The following is an 18,377-nucleotide window of genomic DNA, read 5'->3' as shown; positions in this document are numbered from 1 at the left end:
TGACTATATCTCATTACAAAGATAATATGCGCGCCTTATGCAAAAGGTAAAATTACCCCTGACCATTGATGCGCTTCGCGCAGCTCAGAAACGATTAGACTACGCAGGTAGTTATTCACCTGAGCAAGTTTTGCGTATCGCGGAATCTGTGGTTAGTGTGGACAATGATGTAGACAGCGTTTTATCGTTTCAGATAGATAACCAACGTCTGGCGGTTGTGCGTGGGCATTCCGATGTGGATGTTACGCTTGAATGTCAGCGTTGTGGCGGTAATTTCAGCCATCACGTTCACATAACATATTGTTTTAGCCCGGTCGTCAATGATGAACAGGCTGAAGCATTACCGGAAGAATATGAGCCAATTGACGTTAACGAATTTGGTGAAATAGATTTGCTGGCAACGATTGAAGATGAAATAATTCTTTCTCTGCCGGTGGTCCCGGTACATGATTCTGAACACTGTGAAGTGTCCGAGGCGGACATGGTGTTTGGCGAATTACCTCTAGAGGCTGAAAAACCAAACCCATTTGCCGTATTAGCCAGCTTAAAGAAAAGTACTTAAGGAGTAAGGTCAATGGCCGTACAACAGAATAAACCAACTCGTTCTAAACGTGGTATGCGTCGTTCACACGATGCACTGACTGCACCATTACTGTCTGTAGATAAAACTTCTGGTGAAACTCACCTGCGTCACCATGTGACTGCTGATGGCTACTACCGTGGCCGCAAAGTTATCAACAAATAATCTCCGCCAGTCATTAGCAAGTTGATACCTTGACTAATCTGACTTTAGCGTTAGATGCCATGAGCGGGGACTTTGGTCCTCGCGTTACGGTGCCTGCTGCATTGCAGGCACTGGCGTCTAACCCTAGACTTAAATTATTGCTGGTCGGGATCCCCGATATCATTTCTCCGATGCTTGTAAATAGCGATGCTAAGTTGCTCAGTCGTTTACAAGTGGTTCCTGCTGAACGGGTTGTGGCTAATGATGCGAAACCATCGCAAGCGATTCGCAACAGCCGAGGAACGTCAATGCGTATTGCTCTAGATTTAGTGAAATCAGGTGAAGCGCAGGCGTGTATCAGCGCAGGAAATACCGGAGTGTTGATGGGGTTATCTAAGTTAATGCTAAAATCGATAGAAGGCATTGAAAGACCTGCTTTGATGACCGTGTTGCCAAACTTGAAACAGCGGGAAACGGTTGTATTGGATTTAGGCGCCAATGTTAATTGCGATAGCCGCATGTTGGTACAATTCGCCATTATGGGTTCAGTAATGGCCGAGGAAGTCGTAGGGGTGGTTAATCCCGCGGTAGCATTGCTTAACATTGGTACGGAAGAGAGTAAAGGGCTGGATAATATCCGCGAAGCCGCCACTATTTTAAAGAGCATTCCGACAATAAATTACATTGGTTATCTGGAAGGTGATGAATTACTGACAGGTAAGAGTGATGTATTGGTATGTGACGGCTTCGCAGGTAACGTGACATTAAAAACGATGGAAGGGGCGATCAGAGTTATCTTATCCCTGCTTAAATCATCGGATGGGCAAAAGAAAAAGTTTTCCTGGTTGTTGAAAATAGTCAAGAAGTGGTTGCAAAAACGGATGACAAAACGCTTCGGTCACCTGAACCCTGACCAGTATAATGGCGCATGTCTGTTAGGATTATATGGAATTGTAATCAAAAGCCATGGGGCGGCTAATGAGCATGCGTTTAAAGCCGCAATCGAACAGGCTGTTCAGGCCGTTGAAAGGCAGGTTCCTGATAGAATTGCTGCACGCCTGGAAACAGCATTACCCAAGAGTGACTGAACATACATGTATACAAAAATTTTAGGTACAGGTAGTTATCTGCCTGCGCAAGTGCGTACTAATGCTGATTTAGAAAAAATGGTAGATACTTCTGATGAGTGGATTGTTACCCGTACAGGTGTCCGCGAACGTCGTATTGCTACTGATGATGAAACCGTTGCGGTTATGGGGTTTCGGGCCGCAAAGAAAGCAATTGAAATGTCGGGCATTGATAAAGATCAGATTGATTTAATCATTGTTGCAACAGCTTCATCCACTCATGCTTTCCCCAGTTCTGCGTGCCAAATTCAGCACATGTTGGGTACCCAAAATTCAGCGGCTTTTGATATTTCTGCCGCTTGTTCTGGTTTTGTTTATGCACTGAGTATTGCTGATAAGTTTATTAGAACCGGTGTGGCGAAACATGCATTGGTTATTGGTTCTGATTCTATTACCAGAACACTTGATCCAGAAGATCGTGGAACACTTGTCCTGTTTGGTGATGGCGCAGGCGCTATGGTAGTAGGGGCTTCTGATGAGCCAGGGATTCTTTCAACCCACCTTCATGCAAATGGTAACTATGGTGAATTGTTGGTATTGCCTTATCAGGAGCGTCAGAATCTAAAAGAACCAGCGTATGCCAGTATGATCGGTAATGAAGTGTTTAAGATTGCAGTTCGTGAATTGGCTAACATAGTTGATGAAACTTTAGATGCAAATAACTTGTCGTATAGCGAGTTGGATTGGTTGGTGCCTCATCAGGCTAATTTGCGTATTATCGCAGCGACAGCTAAAAAATTAAATATGACAATGGATAAAGTAGTGGTAACGCTGGATCGTTACGGTAATACTTCTGCGGCATCGGTACCCACAGCATTTGATGAAGCAGTGCGGGATGGCCGGATTAAGCGTGGTCAGTTAATCTTAATTGAGGCTTTTGGTGGTGGCCTTACTTGGGGTTCAGCACTGATACGTTTTTAATTTGACAGGAAGATGAGCATGTCTATGTCTGAATTTGCAATGGTATTTCCTGGTCAGGGTTCTCAAGACCTTGGTATGTTGGCCGATTTGGCCACAGCGTTCCCGGCTGTCGAGCAAACTTTCGCTGAGGCGTCTGATGTGCTGGGATATGATCTCTGGGCATTGGTTCAACAGGGGCCAGAAGAAGAACTGAACAAAACATGGCAAACTCAGCCCGCGTTGTTGGCAGCATCGGTTGCTATTTGGCGGGTCTGGCAGGAAAAAGGCGGAAAAGCGCCATCACTGATGGCTGGGCATAGCCTTGGCGAATATTCTGCATTGGTTTGTGCAGGCGTCATTGATTTCAAACAAGCAATTAGACTTGTTGAACTACGTGGTAAATTGATGCAAGAAGCTGTACCTGAAGGCATTGGTGCAATGTATGTTATTATTGGTTTAGATAATGAATCCATTGACCGTGCTTGTAAAGAAGCGGCTCAGGGGCAAATTGTTTCTCCTGTTAACTTCAACTCACATGGTCAGGTGGTTATTGCGGGTGAGAAAGAGGCGGTAGAGCGTGCTGGTGATGCATGTAAAGCCGCAGGCGCCAAACGGGCTTTGCCTTTGGCAGTCAGTGTACCGTCGCATTGTGCGCTGATGAAACCCGCCGCAGACAAGCTGGCAGTTGTTTTGGAAGGAATTGAATTCAGTCATCCTCAGTTCCCAGTGATAAATAATGTTGATGTGAAAATAGAACAATCTGCTGAAGCTATTCGTGATGCACTGGTACGACAACTCTATAATCCTGTTCGTTGGACAGACACAGTTGAATTTATTGCTGGACAGGGTATCGGACAGCTATTAGAAATAGGGCCAGGTAAAGTTTTGACAGGTTTAAATAAACGAATTGTCAATACCTTAAGCGCAGCAGCAGTTAATGACACAACTTCACTAATAACCGCATTGGAAAATAACTGAGGGCAATATGAGATTAGACGGAAAGATTGCATTAGTAACAGGTGCTAGCCGTGGGATTGGCCGTGCAACTGCTGAGCTATTAGCAGAGCGTGGAGCCTATGTCATTGGTACAGCAACGAGTGAAAAAGGTGCTGAAGTCATCAGTAATTACCTTGGTGAAAAAGGTAAAGGTTTTGTGCTGGATGTCACTGATCCGGAATCGATTGAACAACTTATGTCTACCATCCGAACAGAGTGGGGTGGGCTTGACATTTTAGTGAATAATGCGGGCATCACGGGTGATAACCTGGTGATGCGCATAAAGGATGATGAGTGGCAGCATGTTATTGACACTAATCTTTCATCCGTTTTCCGTATGACAAAAGCGGCAATGCGTTTCATGATAAAAAAACGTTATGGCCGTATTGTCTCTATTGGTTCTGTTGTTGGATCAATGGGGAACGTTGGGCAAGCAAGCTATGCAGCAGCGAAAGCAGGTCTTGTTGGGTTCAGTAAGACATTGGCTCGCGAAGTGATTTCCCGCGGTATTACTGTTAATGTTGTTGCGCCAGGGCTTATCGAAACTGATATGCTAAAAGCATTGCCAGAGGAACAGTTGGCGAACTTTTCGAATGATATCCCCGCTAAGCGGCTTGGGGATGTAAAAGAAATTGCTAGTGCTGTAGCTTTCTTTGCTTCTGATGAAGCGGCTTACATCACAGGCGAAACATTACATGTCAATGGCGGCATGTACATGAACTAAAAAATGAGCGAACCAGTTGCATTTTTTGTGTCAGATGACGCAAAATAGTGCAAGTTTGTGGTTCGACCAGCCGGGATTGGGTTGCATCTTTTCCTGTATTTTATAAACTACGAAAACCATCGCGAAAGCGAATTTTGATAGGAAATTTAATAGCATGAGCACTATTGAAGAACGCGTTAAAAAAATCATCGTTGAACAACTTGGTGTTAAAGAGGAAGAAGTTGTTAATTCAGCTTCTTTTGTAGATGACTTGGGCGCTGATTCTCTTGACACAGTTGAACTAGTAATGGCTCTGGAAGAAGAGTTCGATATCGAAATTCCAGATGAAGAAGCAGAAAAGATCACTACAGTTCAGGCAGCTATTGACTACGTCCAGAACCAAAGCGAATAAGTGAACACACCTAGGCGGTCATTCGACCGCCTATGTTTCTGCCCTAAATAATTTCCCTCCCTGGAGGATAAGCGTGTCTAAGCGTCGAGTAGTTGTGACCGGACTAGGCATGTTATCTCCTGTCGGTAATACAGCAGAATCTTCTTGGAAAGCTGTTTGTGCCGGACAGAGTGGTATCAGCCTTATTGATCATTTTGACACCAGTCACCATGCAACTAAGTTTGCTGGTCTGGTTAAAGATTTTAATCATGAAGATTTCAATATTTCGCGCAAGGATGCACGAAAAATGGATGACTTCATTCAATATGGTATTGCAGCAGGTGTGCAAGCCATTGAAGATTCCGGAATTGAAGTAACAGAAGCCAATGCTAGTCGTTTTGGTGCTGCTATTGGTTCTGGTATTGGTGGTTTGGGTCTGATTGAAGAAAATCACGGGGCGTTGGTGGCGAGTGGTCCTCGTAAGATCAGCCCATTCTTCGTACCTTCTACGATCGTAAACATGGTAGCAGGTCATCTGAGTATCATTTACGGTTTGCGTGGTCCAAGTATTTCTATCGCCACAGCATGTACATCAGGTGTACATAATATTGGTCATGCTGCCCGTATTATTGCTTATAATGATGCTGACATTATGCTGGCGGGTGGTGCGGAAAAGGCCAGTACTCCTCTGGGGGTTGGTGGTTTTGGCGCTGCCCGTGCTTTATCTACCCGTAACGATAATCCACAAGGCGCAAGTCGTCCGTGGGATAAAGACCGCGATGGCTTTGTACTAGGGGATGGTGCAGGAATCTTGGTACTGGAAGAGTATGAGCATGCGAAGAGACGTGGTGCGAAAATTTACGCAGAAATCGTTGGCTTTGGCATGAGCAGTGATGCTTATCATATGACATCACCACCAGAAAATGGCGCAGGCGCTGCTCTGGCGATGGAAAATGCGCTGAAAGATGCCGGTATCACTACCAAGCAAGTGGGCTATATTAATGCTCACGGTACTTCAACATCGGCTGGCGACTTAGCGGAAGCCCATGCAGTTGAGTCCGTGTTTGGTGAAGGCACTGATGTTTTAGTGAGTTCAACCAAATCAATGACGGGTCATTTGTTGGGTGCTGCGGGGGCGGTTGAGTCTATTTTCACTATCTTGGCATTGCGTGATCAGCTTGTTCCGCCAACTATCAACCTGGAAAATCAGGATGAGAACTGCCGTCTGGACTTCGTGCCAAATGAGTCCCGTAAGGTGGAGGGGATGGAATATGCATTGTGTAACTCTTTCGGCTTCGGTGGTACTAACGGCTCACTGATTTTTCGTAAGATATAAACCTAATTGACAGACAAAGCCTGATATTACAGAAAGTTGCTGTTAATGTTGAAAGTCTCTCGGTATGGTTTTGTAAATGTCGAGAGGTGATAGATAAAGAGCTCCAATAGTTAATAATTATTGGAGCTTTTTTTGTGGCAAGAACTATGGGCATTTTTGCACTCGTGTCAGCGATATACTATGATAGCGTTTGTTGATAAATTGGTTGAAATGCCTTTTTGAGTAATTAAGAACAAAGTTATATGTATTGGATTAATGGAGAGCGGAGCGACTATTTACCTGTCAATGATCGTTCAGTTCAATTCGGTGATGGTTGCTTCACAACAGCAAGAGTAGAACAAGGGCAGGCCGCTTTGCTGCCATTGCATATCCAAAGATTACAAAAGGGCGTTGAAAGGTTATATCTTCCACAACCCGATTGGCAACAGCTTGAAAACCACATAAGACAGATTGCTTCTACAACTGAACAAGGTGTACTTAAAGTTATTATTTCCCGTGGAACCGGAGGGCGAGGTTACAGTGCTGAGGGTTTTACGCAACCCAATCAGATTTTGTCTCTTAGTCCTTATCCCGAAAAATATTTGAAACAGCGTCAGAAAGGTTTCTCTCTGGTGCTTAGTCCGATACCGATGGGAATAAACCCCTATCTTGCCGGAATTAAACACCTTAATCGATTAGAACAGGTATTGATTAAATCATTTATTGAAAAAGCAAATGCTGATGAAGCTCTGGTGCTTGATACGGATGGTTTGTTGGTTGAATGCTGTACTGCAAACATTTTCTGGCGTAAGGGAAAAGATGTGTATACTCCTGATTTACGAGGCTGTGGTATCGAAGGGGTGATGCGGGAAAGAATCATCGCGTTATTATCAGAAAGCGATTATTACTTTTCCTGTGTAAACTGTTATCCCGAAACCTTGGCTGATGCAGATGAGGTGATAGTCTGTAATTCTTTAATGCCAGTGATACCTGTTAGAGAAATTCAAGCTAATGAAAATCAGCCCATATGGGAATATCAGTCAAGGGAGCTGTATGGTTATTTGCTTCCTGAGTGCCTGAAGTTGTAATTCACTATCTGTTTAAATTATTAGATTAATTAATGAAAAGAAAAAAACGTCTTTTTGCTCTATTGGTTTTGATGGTCATTACGGCAGCAATATTACTCTATGCTGGCTATAAAAAAGTTGAAAAATTTGCGGATCAAACACTAACAATTAAACAGGATCGAATATTTACCTTACCAGCAGGTATTGGTCGTCATGGTTTGGAGACGTTACTGGTTCGGGATAACTTGATTGAAGATAGTCATATTTTCCCTTGGTTATTAAGGTTGGAACCAAAACTTGCCGAGTTTAAAGCGGGAACTTACCAATTAACACGCGAAATGACTTTGCGGGAAATGCTGCAATTATTTTCTAGTGGTAAAGAAGCGCAATTTACGGTCCGTTTTGTTGAAGGTAGTCGTTTATCTGACTGGTGGAAAATATTACAGCAATCTGAATATCTTAAACATGAACTGGATAATAAAGATGCTCAGGAGTTGGCTGAAATACTCGATATAAAAGATACAGATACTTTGGAGGGATGGCTTTATCCTGATACCTATCACTATACGGCAGGTACAAGCGATGTGGCATTGTTGAAACGAGCATATCGACAGATGAAAATGACGCTTGAAGAGGAATGGGAAGGGCGCGACAAAAACCTGCCCTATAAGAATGCTTATGAAATGTTGATTATGGCGTCGATTATTGAAAAAGAGACCGGTGTTGAGGCTGAGCGGACAAAAGTGGCTTCTGTATTTATTAATCGCTTACGGTTGAACATGCGGCTTCAAACTGATCCGACCGTGATTTATGGTTTAGGTGAAAAATACACAGGCACTATTTTTCGTAAAGATTTAACGACATTAACGCCCTACAATACTTATATGATTAGTGGTTTGCCACCCACACCGATTGCGATGCCTGGCCTTGCTTCCATAAAAGCGGCTGCCCATCCGGCAAAAACCGAATTTCTTTATTTTGTGGCGAATGGTAAAGGTGGTCATACGTTTACAACCAATCTGGCTGCGCATAATAAGGCGGTAAATACTTACCGTCAGAGGTTAAAACAAGACAAATGAACGGCAAATTTATTGTTATTGAAGGGCTGGAAGGCGCAGGAAAAACGTCAGCGATGAAAACAGTCGTTGAAATATTGCAGCAGCACGGTATTCAGAATTTAATTTTTACCCGTGAGCCGGGTGGAACACCACTGGCAGAAAAATTACGTGGGTTAATTAAACAAGGTGTTGAAGGTGAATCTCTGACGGATAAAGCAGAGGTATTAATGTTATATGCAGCCAGAGTTCAATTAGTCGAAAATGTGATTAAACCTGCTTTGGCTTGCGGTACATGGGTTGTGGGTGATCGTCATGACCTCTCTTCCCAGGCATATCAAGGGGGTGGGCGTGGTATTGATAAAAACTTGATGACTTCACTGCGTGATACCGTGCTTGGCGATTTTCACCCTGACCTAACTATTTATCTTGATATTCCTCCTCAGATTGGTTTACTACGCGCTCGCGAACGTGGAGAGTTAGACCGAATTGAAAAAGAGTCGATGGATTTTTTTAATCGTACTCGTAGTCGTTACCTGGAGTTTGCAGCACAGGATAAGCGTATTGTGACCGTTGATGCGGCTCAATCAATAGAGCAGGTACAAGAAGATATTTATCAGGTACTTGGGCAGTGGCTAAAGCAGCAGGAAAATAGCTGATGAATTGGTATCCGTGGCTTAATCAGGCATATCGTCAGTTGGTGGAATCTCACCGGCAAGGACGAGGACATCACGCTTTATTGGTTCATGCTAATGCAGGTACTGGAGCCGATGTGTTGATCTATGGATTAAGCCGATGGTTGATGTGTCAGAATAGGCAGGAGATGAAAAGTTGTGGGAAGTGTCATAGTTGTCACTTGATGATGGCAGAGACCCATCCTGATTGGCACATTATGTCTCCGGAGAAGGGTAAAACCAGCGTTGGTGTGGAAGCGGTACGGCAGATTACGGAAAAGCTCTATAGTCGTTCTCAGCAAGGCGGGGTAAAAATTGTCTGGTTACCTTTGACTGAGTGTTTGACAGATGCTGCGGCTAATGCATTATTGAAAACGTTGGAAGAGCCGCCGGAACATACCTATTTTCTTCTGGAATGCCGGCAACCAGCCAGCCTTTTGGCAACTTTACGTAGCCGCTGTTTTTACTATTTTCTGTCGGTGCCTGAAATGGAAAGTAGCCTTTATTGGTTGCAAAAACAGTTGCCTTTAATTTCTTCGGTCGATGCAATGACAGCGTTGAAACTGTCTCAAGGGGCACCCGTAGCAGCAGAACAATTGTTACAACCAGAGCAATGGCAGATACGGGAGCGATTTTGCCAGGCTGTCAAACAGGCTTTGGACAAACGTGATATTTTGTCACTTTTACCTCAACTGAATCATGAAAATGCGCCGCAACGCCTTCATTGGCTTATCAGTTTGTTACTTGATGCAGTGAAGTGGCAACGGCAGGTACAGCGTTATTGCATCAATCAGGATCAACAAACGCTGATTTATCAATTAAGTTCCATGCATACTATGGCTGTTTTGCTGCAAAGCGTTGATGATTGGATGTCTTGTCGTCATCAGTTGCTTTCAGTGGTGGGCGTAAATTGGGAATTATTGTTGACAGAACAGTTGCTCAATTGGGAAAAACAGTTTACTTCATAACCCTGAAATCTTTTTGTATACGAGTTTAAATATGTTGTTAGTTGATTCGCATTGTCATCTCGATTGTCTCGATTATGAAAACCTACATAAAAATGTAGATGATGTGGTTGCAAAAGCGGCAGATCGGGAGGTTAAATTTATGCTGGCAGTAGCGACGACGCTACCCGGTTTCCAGCAAATGAAAACTCTCATTGGTAAACGGGAAAATATCGTCTTTTCCTGCGGTATTCATCCACTTAATCTGGATGAAGGTTATGACTTTGATGAGTTGGCACGTTTAGCGGCCGGGAATGAAGTTGTCGCACTAGGTGAAACTGGGTTGGATTACTATTATCAACAGGATAATGCTGAATTACAGCGAACCTCATTTCGTGAACATATCCGTATCGGACGCAAACTTAACAAGCCTGTTATCGTTCATACCCGTAATGCTCGTGATGATACTTTGAAGGTATTGCGTGAAGAACAGGCACGAGAGTGTGGTGGTGTTTTGCACTGTTTTACCGAAGATAAAGATACGGCGAGAGAATTGCTGGATTTGGGCTTCTATATTTCATTCTCTGGTATTGTAACTTTCCGTAATGCGGAGCAGATTCGTGAAGCGGCGAGATATGTACCGTTGGATCGTATTCTGATTGAAACCGATTCTCCTTACCTTGCTCCCGTGCCTCATCGTGGCAAAGAGAACCAACCTGCATATGTACGTGATGTTGCGGAATATATGGCTGTACTCAAAGGTGTGAATGTTGAAACACTAGCAGAGGTGACCACACAGAATTTTTGCGATTTATTTCATGTTGATGTAGACAAAATCTGATTTATCAACTTGAATCTTTGGCTTGTAGGCGCTCATATATCTGTTATTTTTTTGAATAAAAGGAAAATGTGATGGCAGAAGAAACTATTTTCAGTAAAATTATTCGCCGTGAAATACCTTCTGATATTGTTTATCAGGACGATCTGGTCACTGCATTCCGCGATATTTCTCCACAGGCACCGACCCATATTCTGATTATTCCAAATGTTCTTATCCCAACAGTGAACGATGTTAAACCGGAGCATGAAGCAACGTTAGGACGAATGATGACGGTTGCAGCAAAAATTGCTGAACAAGAAGGCATTGCTGAAGATGGATATCGTTTGATTATGAACTGTAACCGCCATGCGGGACAGGAAGTTTATCATATTCATATGCATTTGGTTGGTGGTCGCCATTTAGGGCCATTGCTGATAAAGACAATGTAACGCACTGAAATTCATGGATATAAGTAGATATTTGGGGATGTCTATTCCAAGATGGCCTCGAATATCTCGATTTTTTAATACTCGATTTTTTAATAAATGCTGCGAATTTATCATTGGAGTTGAACCGATAGTATGTTGCTGCTGTCACAGCGAAAACTTATCTGTTTTTTAAAACTCTGTAATTGGAATAGGTTAATGAGAAGAATTCTTTTTGTAGCACTATCGGTTATGTTTTTGGCTGGATGTCCATCTTTGCCACCGGAGCAGCCTGAACCCCCGACGCCAGTTGTACCAGTGACTCCATCGGAAAAACCGACGCCACCATCTGAAAAGGTGCCAGAACTCCCGAAAATGAGCACGACTGATTGGGAAGGTACTGTGCAGCCATTAGTCGAGCAATTAGTTAAGGCTAATGGGTTGGAAAACGGAAAATTACTGTTAGTTGATACAGTAAAAAACAATACCAACGGTGCGTTACAAACCATGCCGGCAACCAATGCTTTATGTCAGGCTCTCAGTAGCAAACATGTTTTTGAATTAGTGCCGCAAGATCAGGTGCAAAGTGCCCGTCAATCTCTAGGCTTATCTGAGGAAGATAGTTTGGGTTTGCGTAGCAAAGCGATTGGTCTGGCGCGTTATTTGAATGCCGATTATGTTCTCTATTCTATAGTTTCGGGCAACAGTGATAAGCGTGATATCGTCATGCAACTGATGCTGGTACAGACGGGTGAAATTCTTTGGTCAGGGCACGGTGACGTTAAATAATCATGATTGTTTGTTGCGGGCGTTGTGCAGGCAATGGCCGCATACTGAGGTAAGCGATTGGAAGATAAGATCGTTAAGTGGTCTGACAAACGAGAGTTATTATGCTACCAATGGTGAATATCATGTTGTTGGCCGCAGGCAGTGGCGGCAGGGGAAACAGCTTGGCGTTAATCGTCGGCGTGAAAGCGCCATTTTGCGCCATCTCGGCCAGGTAAAAATTGCTCCGCAAGTCATAGCAATGGTTCCTCACTGGCTGTTGTTGGAGTGGTTGCCCGGTCGTGTTATTGGGCAAAATGAGTTTTCTCAGCCTGATTTTTTGCAAAAATTGGCGGCATTATTGGCGATTTTGCATCACCAGCCTCTGTTTGGGTATCGGCTTCAACTACGGCATCAGCTAGAAAGCTACTGGTTGCAAATTGATAAAGCGCGTCTTACTCCCCGCTGGTTGCGGTTGCATAAACATTTTATATCGTCTCCAATGCCTTCAATACTAAAATTATCACCTGCTCATATGGATGTGCATTACGGTAATTTGCTTAATACTTCTTGGGGGTTGAAACTCATTGATTGGGAATATGCAACTGATACCGATATTGGATTTGCGCTAGCGACACTGTTTCGCACTAATCATTGGGGTGATTCGCAGCAGCAGGATTTTTTGAACTCTTATTGCTGTCAGCCATCAGGATACTTAGATCGGACGCGATTAGAGCGCCAGATTAAACGTTGGCAACCTTGGGTTGATTATATGTTTTTGATGTGGTTTGAAGTGCGTTGGAGACAGAGTGGCGATCCACAATTTTTAGAATTAGCGCAACCGTTACGTCTCTCTTTTGGTCTAACGTTTTAAATCTATCACTACTGTATTGATTGCAATATATGAATACAAGCGAGGAATGTTATGGGTCCGGTCATGTTAGATGTTGTTGGTTATGAATTGGATAGTGAAGAGAAGGAAATTTTGCAACATCCATTAGTGGGCGGATTAATTCTGTTTACCCGTAATTTTTATGATGTTGAGCAATTACGAGAATTAGTACGTCAGATTCGTAAGGCTTCCCGTCACCGTCTGGTGATTGCTGTTGATCAAGAAGGCGGCAGAGTTCAGCGTTTCCGTGAAGGTTTTACTTGCTTACCGGCGGCTCAATCTTTTGCAGGATTGGGAGATAATCTTAATGGCACTCAATTGGCGGAAGAAGCGGGTTGGTTGATGGCGTCTGAAATGATTGCTATGGATATTGATATCAGCTTTGCGCCGGTTTTGGATTTAGGTCACCAGTGTGTGGCTATTGGTGAACGTTCATTCCATGAAGATCCTGAACAGGCCAAGATGATGGCGGAGTGCTTTATTAAAGGCATGCATTCTGCCGGAATGAAATCGACGGGTAAACATTTTCCGGGGCATGGCGCTGTCAATGCTGATTCTCATAAAGAAACTCCCTGTGATGATCGCCCGTTGGAAGTTATTTGTCATCATGATATGTCTATTTTCCGTGATTTTATCCAGCGTAATTTATTGGATGCGATTATGCCGGCTCATGTGATCTATCCTCAGGTAGATGAGCATCCCGCCAGTGGGTCTTCATATTGGTTAAAATCGGTGCTGCGTCAGCAATTGGGGTTTAATGGCGTGATATTTTCCGATGACCTCTCTATGGAAGGGGCGGCGATGATGGGAAGTTACGTTGAACGCGGACAGACAGCACTGAATGCTGGTTGTGACATGATTTTGATCTGTAATAACCGTGATGGGGCGGTTAGCGTGCTTGACAATCTGCCGTTGACCAAAGTGGAGAAATTATCAGAATTGTATCATCGAGGCGGTCAATATAGCCTGAATGAGTTAAAGAATTCAAAGCGTTGGCAGCAGGCTAATAAAGCACTAACGGCTTTGTATGAACAATGGCAGGATTGCGCACGGTAATTTGTAAAGTGTTTGTGTTACTGCCAAATAGATGACCTTTAGCGTTAATTGTGCGGGAAAATATCCCGCTTTTTTGTATACATAGCATGGTCACATTCCTGAAATTTCTTTAATATCAGGTTCTTTAAGCGCTCTTTTTTTAGGGCATATTTTATTTCCTATGTAAATGGGAAAGTGAAAGAAATAAGAGCCGAATCCAACCGATTGAAAATAAATTGACAAATTTTGTGATTGATGTTTATTTATTCAAAAGAATTTGATGTTGTTCAATTTTGGTATGACCCACTAACCAGTCATGATATTCTGTAATTATCACATCAGTTATTTATATATACCCAATGGATTTCAAGATGCATCGCGACGGCAAAGGAGCGAATCCCCGGGAGCATAGATAACTATGTGACCGGGGTGAGTGAGCGCAGCCAACAAAGAGGCAACTTGAAAGATAACGGGTATAAAACTAAATGTTATTTAAAGGTACTATTTTACTGCCCTTAAATAACATTTGGTTTACATTTTAGTGGAGTAGTCATGACAACACCAAAGAAGAGAATTGTTATCATTGGTGGAGGTGCTGGTGGTTTGGAACTGGCAACCAGTCTGGGGCATAAGTTAGGTCGCAAGAAGAAAGCAGAAATTGTGCTGGTGGATCGTAACCAAAGTCACTTATGGAAGCCGTTATTACATGAAGTAGCAACCGGCTCCCTTGATGATGGAGTTGATGCGTTGAGTTATCTGGCTCATGCCCGTAACCACTATTTCAGTTTCCAATTAGGGACGTTGACTGATATTCACCGTGATAGCAAAAAAGTTACTTTGTCTGAAATCAGGGATGAATATAACGAAGTACTGGTGCCTGAACGTGAATTGAGTTATGACATTCTGGTTATGGCCCTGGGCAGTACATCTAATGATTTTAATACACAAGGTGTGAAAGAACACTGTATCTTCCTGGATAACCCGCAACAGGCTCACCGTTTCCATAATGAAATGTTGAATCTGTTTCTTAAGTATTCTGCAAACTGTGGTCAGCAAGATAAGGTTAATATTGCTATCGTTGGCGGTGGTGCGACAGGGGTTGAGTTATCAGCGGAATTGCACAATGCGGTAAAACAGCTTAACAGTTATGGTTTTGAAGGGCTAAGTTCAGAAGCGTTGAACGTTACGTTAGTTGAAGCAGGAGAACGAATTTTGCCTGCATTGCCGGCACGTATTTCTGCTGCGGCACATCAGGAACTTACCAAACTTGGCGTTCATGTATTAACTAAAACTATGGTGACCAGTGCTGATGAGCATGGGTTGAATACTAAAGAGGGTGAGCTGATTAAGGCTGATCTCATGGTATGGGCTGCTGGTATCAAAGCACCTGATTTTATGAAAGATATTGCCGGTCTTGAAACGAACCGGATTAATCAGTTAGTGGTGAAGCCAACGCTGCAAACGACATTTGATGAGCATATTTTTGCCATTGGTGATTGCGCATCATGCTCGAAGAAGGAAGGCGGCTTTGTTCCACCAAGGGCGCAAGCGGCTCATCAAATGGCCAGCCGCTGTTATAGTAATATTATTGCCTTGTTGCATGACAAGCCGTTAAAAGAATATACCTATAAAGATCATGGCTCATTGGTGTCATTATCTAAATTCAGTACGGTGGGTAGTTTGATGGGCAATTTGATGCGTGGTTCAATGATGATAGAAGGGCGTGTAGCTCGCGCTGTCTATATCTCTTTATATCGTATGCATCAGGTAGCCTTACATGGATATATCAAAACTGGCCTGATGATGCTCGTTGGCGGTATTAACCGTGTAATTCGCCCACGATTAAAACTGCATTAATTATTTAATTAATATAAGGCCCCCGTAGAATAACGGGTGGCCTTGATAAAATATCGCTACTTTAATTTGAAATCATTTATCTGAATTAAGAAAACAGACGATCAACTAATTTGAAAGCATTTGCGACATTTGGTCGTGTGCCGATTCCTTGTAGTTCTCCTATTGTAAAACCGCTACTTCTAACCAGTGTTGCTATTTGAGTGCAATTAAGATATTTATGATATTTTGATTTAGCATAGGACTGAATAAGTGCTAATGCACCTGCGACTAAAGGTGTAGCACTGGATGTGCCATTATAACTGCGAGTATAATTTCTATTATTTCCTGGTAGATACTGTAAGTTTGTATATCCAGTAGTTGTGACATTCTCACCCCAAGAGTTTAAACTGGTGTAAAGATTATGATTGGAAAAGACTAACCTGTGTCCATTAATTGATGCACAGGCGCCGATCATAATACCGCCAGGATCGCCATAATTAGGGAAAGTGAAGTCATAGGCTAAATTAATACCACTATTACCAGAAGCGAAAATAATGATTGCTCCTGCATCAGCACAACTTTTTATTTTTTGCCAATTAGATTTGAGGTAGGTAAAAGGATAATATCTATTATTGGCTACAGTTTGAATATTTAAACTAATAATATCTCCGGGTAAAAAGCTATATATTATTCTATCAAAATCATCGACATCATAAAAACGGAATTGACATTCGTGAGCAATACCCGTCACACCGAATTTGTTATCTTTTGCAGAAATACAGCCGGTAGCTGCTGTACCGTGATTACAATCTTGTGTTTCTGGGCGGCTGTTGATAACCGTAATATTACCAACTAAATCTTCATGGTTTCTATAAACGCCAAAATCAAGATGATGTACAGTGACGCCTTTGCCTTTATAACCTTCATCCCAAGCCTTTTTAATATTCATACCGTTGTGTTCGTCTAAATATCCCTGTAGATGTGAAAAATCAGGTGTAACGATATGAATAGTATCAAATTCAGGAATTGCAGTTTCTTCTTCGAGAAGCAAAGGTGGCGGCGGTAGCTCTTTCAAAATCGGTGTAAGAGAGCAAAATTCGACATAATCCAGTTTCTCCAATTCATTGGCTAACTTGACTAAATCAGCATGATTAATATCAGCATCTACCTTGTAAAGGTGAATTAATTTACTGAATTCGGGTGTTTTCCAGGTTTTCTTATCTAAATCTTCTTGATTAAAAACAGGTTTTATTTCTATTATGCTTTTATATGAATTAAAAACAGGTAATAAATTATCTTTTTCTATTTCAAATCTTTTTAACCCATCAGCGTAAAACATAATCTCAAGATTATACTTTAAATTTTTATTTGGGATGTCATTATTTCCTTTTAAAGAGATAGTGTTATCTTTTGGGGATGTTTTTTTCGGTGGTATATGGTTAATGTCGATATTATAACTTTTGTTTTTATCTATCTCATCGATTTTCTTATTGATATCAAATAAGAAATCTGATTCTTTTATTTCTATATTTTCTGGTGTAAGATCAAAAATTGTTTTACCCTCCTGAATAAGGGTGGTTTCTATTGTATAATTTGCGGGTTTAAGTGAAGTCAAACAGACGAGTTGATTATCTTCACTATAATATTCATATATCTCTTTTGTATTCAAATTGGTTACGGTGTATTTTATTTCTGTATTGTTACTCATTTCACCGTGACATTTGAGATATAAATTACCGTCAAATTTTGCAGATTGAAAGTACTCAAGGGATATAGACATTATCATTCTCCTCTTTGGTTAATTTCATCCTTAGTATAACTATAATTGGGTATTTCATATTATTATTATTTCTTAGTCCATTGTTCTGTTAGCGAGTAACTGGGCTATCTATACTAATTATTACTGAATGTGATTTTAAAATTAATTTATAATCGCTTTGGTGAGGAAGTTATTTTTCTTAAAATAAAAAGTAGGTTTTTATTAAGGGTGGATAAGTTTGAATGACCCTATTAATAGTGTAGGGAAGATTCATATAATAAGTACAATATCGTTACTCTAGAAGTAAACATATCCGCATTCCTTTAAATAATTCATTGGGTGTTTTACCCTCGAATTTTTCGGTAGCGATTATTGAATCGGTTTACCACGAAATTTATTTCCGGCTCAGAGACTTCATTAAGTTTGGTTCCCTTTGGAAAGTATTGCCTGATTAACCCATTGATCCCCTCTTTTCCAGAAGTAAGTAGGGGTGTGATAAAAGTAAATTTGTGCCTCTAATTTTTCACTGATGAATTCATGCTCTGCAAACACCAAACCGTTGTTGAATGTTTAACCCGTATAACACTTTCACGGCGGCTTGCGCGACTTCTGATGCTGTTTGCTATGGAGCTTAACGATAAGGGTATACCGCGTCTTACTTTTCTGCCAACTGAGCTAAAAGTTACCATCTAACCTCATCAAAAAAGATAACATTTCATCACCAATTTACGACAAGAATCACTTCGCTAGTGATTTCATTATGAAACCAAACATAATAAATGTGATATGCATCACATAATTGACACAAAAAATGAAATTAATTTGAAATTATTAATATTGGTTATTAAATGATTAATATTAATCTATTTTTTATACAATATTGTCACAAAATAATCACATTGGCCTGTTTTTTGCTTGCAATATAACCCCTTGTTTTTGCTGCTATCTT

19 protein-coding genes and 1 pseudogene are annotated in these 18,377 nt (G+C 41.8%); 18 read left to right on the top strand and 2 right to left on the bottom strand.

Going from position 1 to position 18,377, the window contains the following annotated elements; translation table 11 throughout:
• The first annotated feature begins 37 nt into the window (after nucleotides 1-37).
• The 18 genes from yceD (at nucleotide 38) to TI10_RS17025 (ending at nucleotide 15,690) form a co-directional block, all read left to right on the top strand.
• Nucleotides 38-562: a 23S rRNA accumulation protein YceD gene (gene yceD, locus TI10_RS17110; protein ID WP_049584611.1), complete on the top strand. Its 525-nt coding sequence runs from the start codon at nucleotides 38-40 to the stop codon at nucleotides 560-562.
• A gap of 12 nt (nucleotides 563-574) precedes the next feature.
• The gene (gene rpmF / locus TI10_RS17105; RefSeq protein ID WP_011147057.1) at nucleotides 575-745 is read left to right on the top strand and encodes a 50S ribosomal protein L32; all 171 of its coding nucleotides are present in this window, start codon (nucleotides 575-577) and stop codon (nucleotides 743-745) included.
• 29 nt (nucleotides 746-774) lie between these two features.
• A complete protein-coding gene (gene plsX / locus TI10_RS17100) occupies nucleotides 775-1,812 on the top strand; it encodes a phosphate acyltransferase PlsX (protein ID WP_074525084.1) in 1,038 nt (345 codons plus the stop codon).
• Between the two features lie 6 nt (nucleotides 1,813-1,818).
• Nucleotides 1,819-2,772 (top strand): beta-ketoacyl-ACP synthase III, encoded by a 954-nt coding sequence (locus TI10_RS17095; protein WP_049584609.1) that lies wholly within the window; start codon nucleotides 1,819-1,821, stop codon nucleotides 2,770-2,772.
• A gap of 24 nt (nucleotides 2,773-2,796) precedes the next feature.
• Complete coding sequence (gene fabD, locus TI10_RS17090) at nucleotides 2,797-3,729, top strand: ACP S-malonyltransferase (RefSeq protein WP_049584816.1); 933 nt, start codon at nucleotides 2,797-2,799, stop codon at nucleotides 3,727-3,729.
• Nucleotides 3,730-3,736: 7 nt separating this feature from the next.
• Nucleotides 3,737-4,471, top strand: a complete 735-nt coding sequence (gene fabG / locus TI10_RS17085; RefSeq protein ID WP_049584608.1) for a 3-oxoacyl-ACP reductase FabG — start codon at nucleotides 3,737-3,739, stop codon at nucleotides 4,469-4,471.
• Between the two features lie 154 nt (nucleotides 4,472-4,625).
• Nucleotides 4,626-4,862 carry an acyl carrier protein gene (gene acpP, locus TI10_RS17080; protein WP_011147052.1) on the top strand — a complete coding sequence of 79 codons (237 nt, stop codon included), beginning with the start codon at nucleotides 4,626-4,628 and terminating at the stop codon, nucleotides 4,860-4,862.
• Nucleotides 4,863-4,935: 73 nt separating this feature from the next.
• Nucleotides 4,936-6,177: a beta-ketoacyl-ACP synthase II gene (fabF, locus tag TI10_RS17075; RefSeq protein WP_049584607.1), complete on the top strand. Its 1,242-nt coding sequence runs from the start codon at nucleotides 4,936-4,938 to the stop codon at nucleotides 6,175-6,177.
• A gap of 242 nt (nucleotides 6,178-6,419) precedes the next feature.
• A complete protein-coding gene (gene pabC / locus TI10_RS17070; protein ID WP_049584606.1) occupies nucleotides 6,420-7,244 on the top strand; it encodes an aminodeoxychorismate lyase in 825 nt (274 codons plus the stop codon).
• Nucleotides 7,245-7,276: 32 nt separating this feature from the next.
• Nucleotides 7,277-8,302, top strand: coding sequence for an endolytic transglycosylase MltG (gene mltG, locus TI10_RS17065; protein WP_049584605.1), 1,026 nt, complete (start codon nucleotides 7,277-7,279; stop codon nucleotides 8,300-8,302).
• Complete coding sequence (gene tmk / locus TI10_RS17060; protein WP_049584604.1) at nucleotides 8,299-8,937, top strand: dTMP kinase; 639 nt, start codon at nucleotides 8,299-8,301, stop codon at nucleotides 8,935-8,937. The genes mltG and tmk overlap by 4 nt, the downstream gene beginning before the upstream one ends.
• Nucleotides 8,937-9,920 carry a DNA polymerase III subunit delta' gene (holB, locus tag TI10_RS17055; protein ID WP_049584603.1) on the top strand — a complete coding sequence of 328 codons (984 nt, stop codon included), beginning with the start codon at nucleotides 8,937-8,939 and terminating at the stop codon, nucleotides 9,918-9,920. Before tmk ends, holB begins: the two co-directional genes overlap by 1 nt.
• Nucleotides 9,921-9,951: 31 nt before the next feature.
• On the top strand, nucleotides 9,952-10,737 hold the full coding sequence (locus TI10_RS17050; protein WP_049584602.1) for a metal-dependent hydrolase: 786 nt from the start codon (nucleotides 9,952-9,954) through the stop codon (nucleotides 10,735-10,737).
• A gap of 71 nt (nucleotides 10,738-10,808) precedes the next feature.
• Entirely contained in the window at nucleotides 10,809-11,165 is a 357-nt protein-coding gene (gene hinT, locus TI10_RS17045) for a purine nucleoside phosphoramidase (protein WP_049584601.1), read from the top strand.
• 195 nt (nucleotides 11,166-11,360) lie between these two features.
• Nucleotides 11,361-11,930: a penicillin-binding protein activator LpoB gene (gene lpoB / locus TI10_RS17040; protein ID WP_049584600.1), complete on the top strand. Its 570-nt coding sequence runs from the start codon at nucleotides 11,361-11,363 to the stop codon at nucleotides 11,928-11,930.
• Nucleotides 11,917-12,780, top strand: a complete 864-nt coding sequence (gene thiK / locus TI10_RS17035) for a thiamine kinase (RefSeq protein ID WP_080985094.1) — start codon at nucleotides 11,917-11,919, stop codon at nucleotides 12,778-12,780. Before lpoB ends, thiK begins: the two co-directional genes overlap by 14 nt.
• A gap of 51 nt (nucleotides 12,781-12,831) precedes the next feature.
• Entirely contained in the window at nucleotides 12,832-13,854 is a 1,023-nt protein-coding gene (nagZ, locus tag TI10_RS17030) for a beta-N-acetylhexosaminidase (RefSeq protein ID WP_049584599.1), read from the top strand.
• Nucleotides 13,855-14,385: 531 nt separating this feature from the next.
• Nucleotides 14,386-15,690 (top strand): NAD(P)/FAD-dependent oxidoreductase, encoded by a 1,305-nt coding sequence (locus tag TI10_RS17025; protein ID WP_049584598.1) that lies wholly within the window; start codon nucleotides 14,386-14,388, stop codon nucleotides 15,688-15,690.
• Nucleotides 15,691-15,775: 85 nt separating this feature from the next.
• On the opposite strand, the gene TI10_RS17020 is transcribed toward TI10_RS17025, so the two are convergent.
• Nucleotides 15,776-17,449 (bottom strand): S8 family peptidase, encoded by a 1,674-nt coding sequence (locus TI10_RS17020; RefSeq protein ID WP_049584597.1) that lies wholly within the window; start codon nucleotides 17,447-17,449, stop codon nucleotides 15,776-15,778.
• Between the two features lie 271 nt (nucleotides 17,450-17,720).
• Nucleotides 17,721-18,085: pseudogene (locus TI10_RS25460) on the bottom strand (IS30 family transposase); the annotation flags it as partial.
• Nucleotides 18,086-18,377: the final 292 nt, after the last annotated feature.

This window comes from Photorhabdus luminescens subsp. luminescens (assembly GCF_001083805.1).
Taxonomy (GTDB): domain Bacteria; phylum Pseudomonadota; class Gammaproteobacteria; order Enterobacterales; family Enterobacteriaceae; genus Photorhabdus; species Photorhabdus luminescens.
Note: the sequence above shows the minus strand (reverse complement) of the source record. Positions and strands in the feature narration are given on the sequence as shown.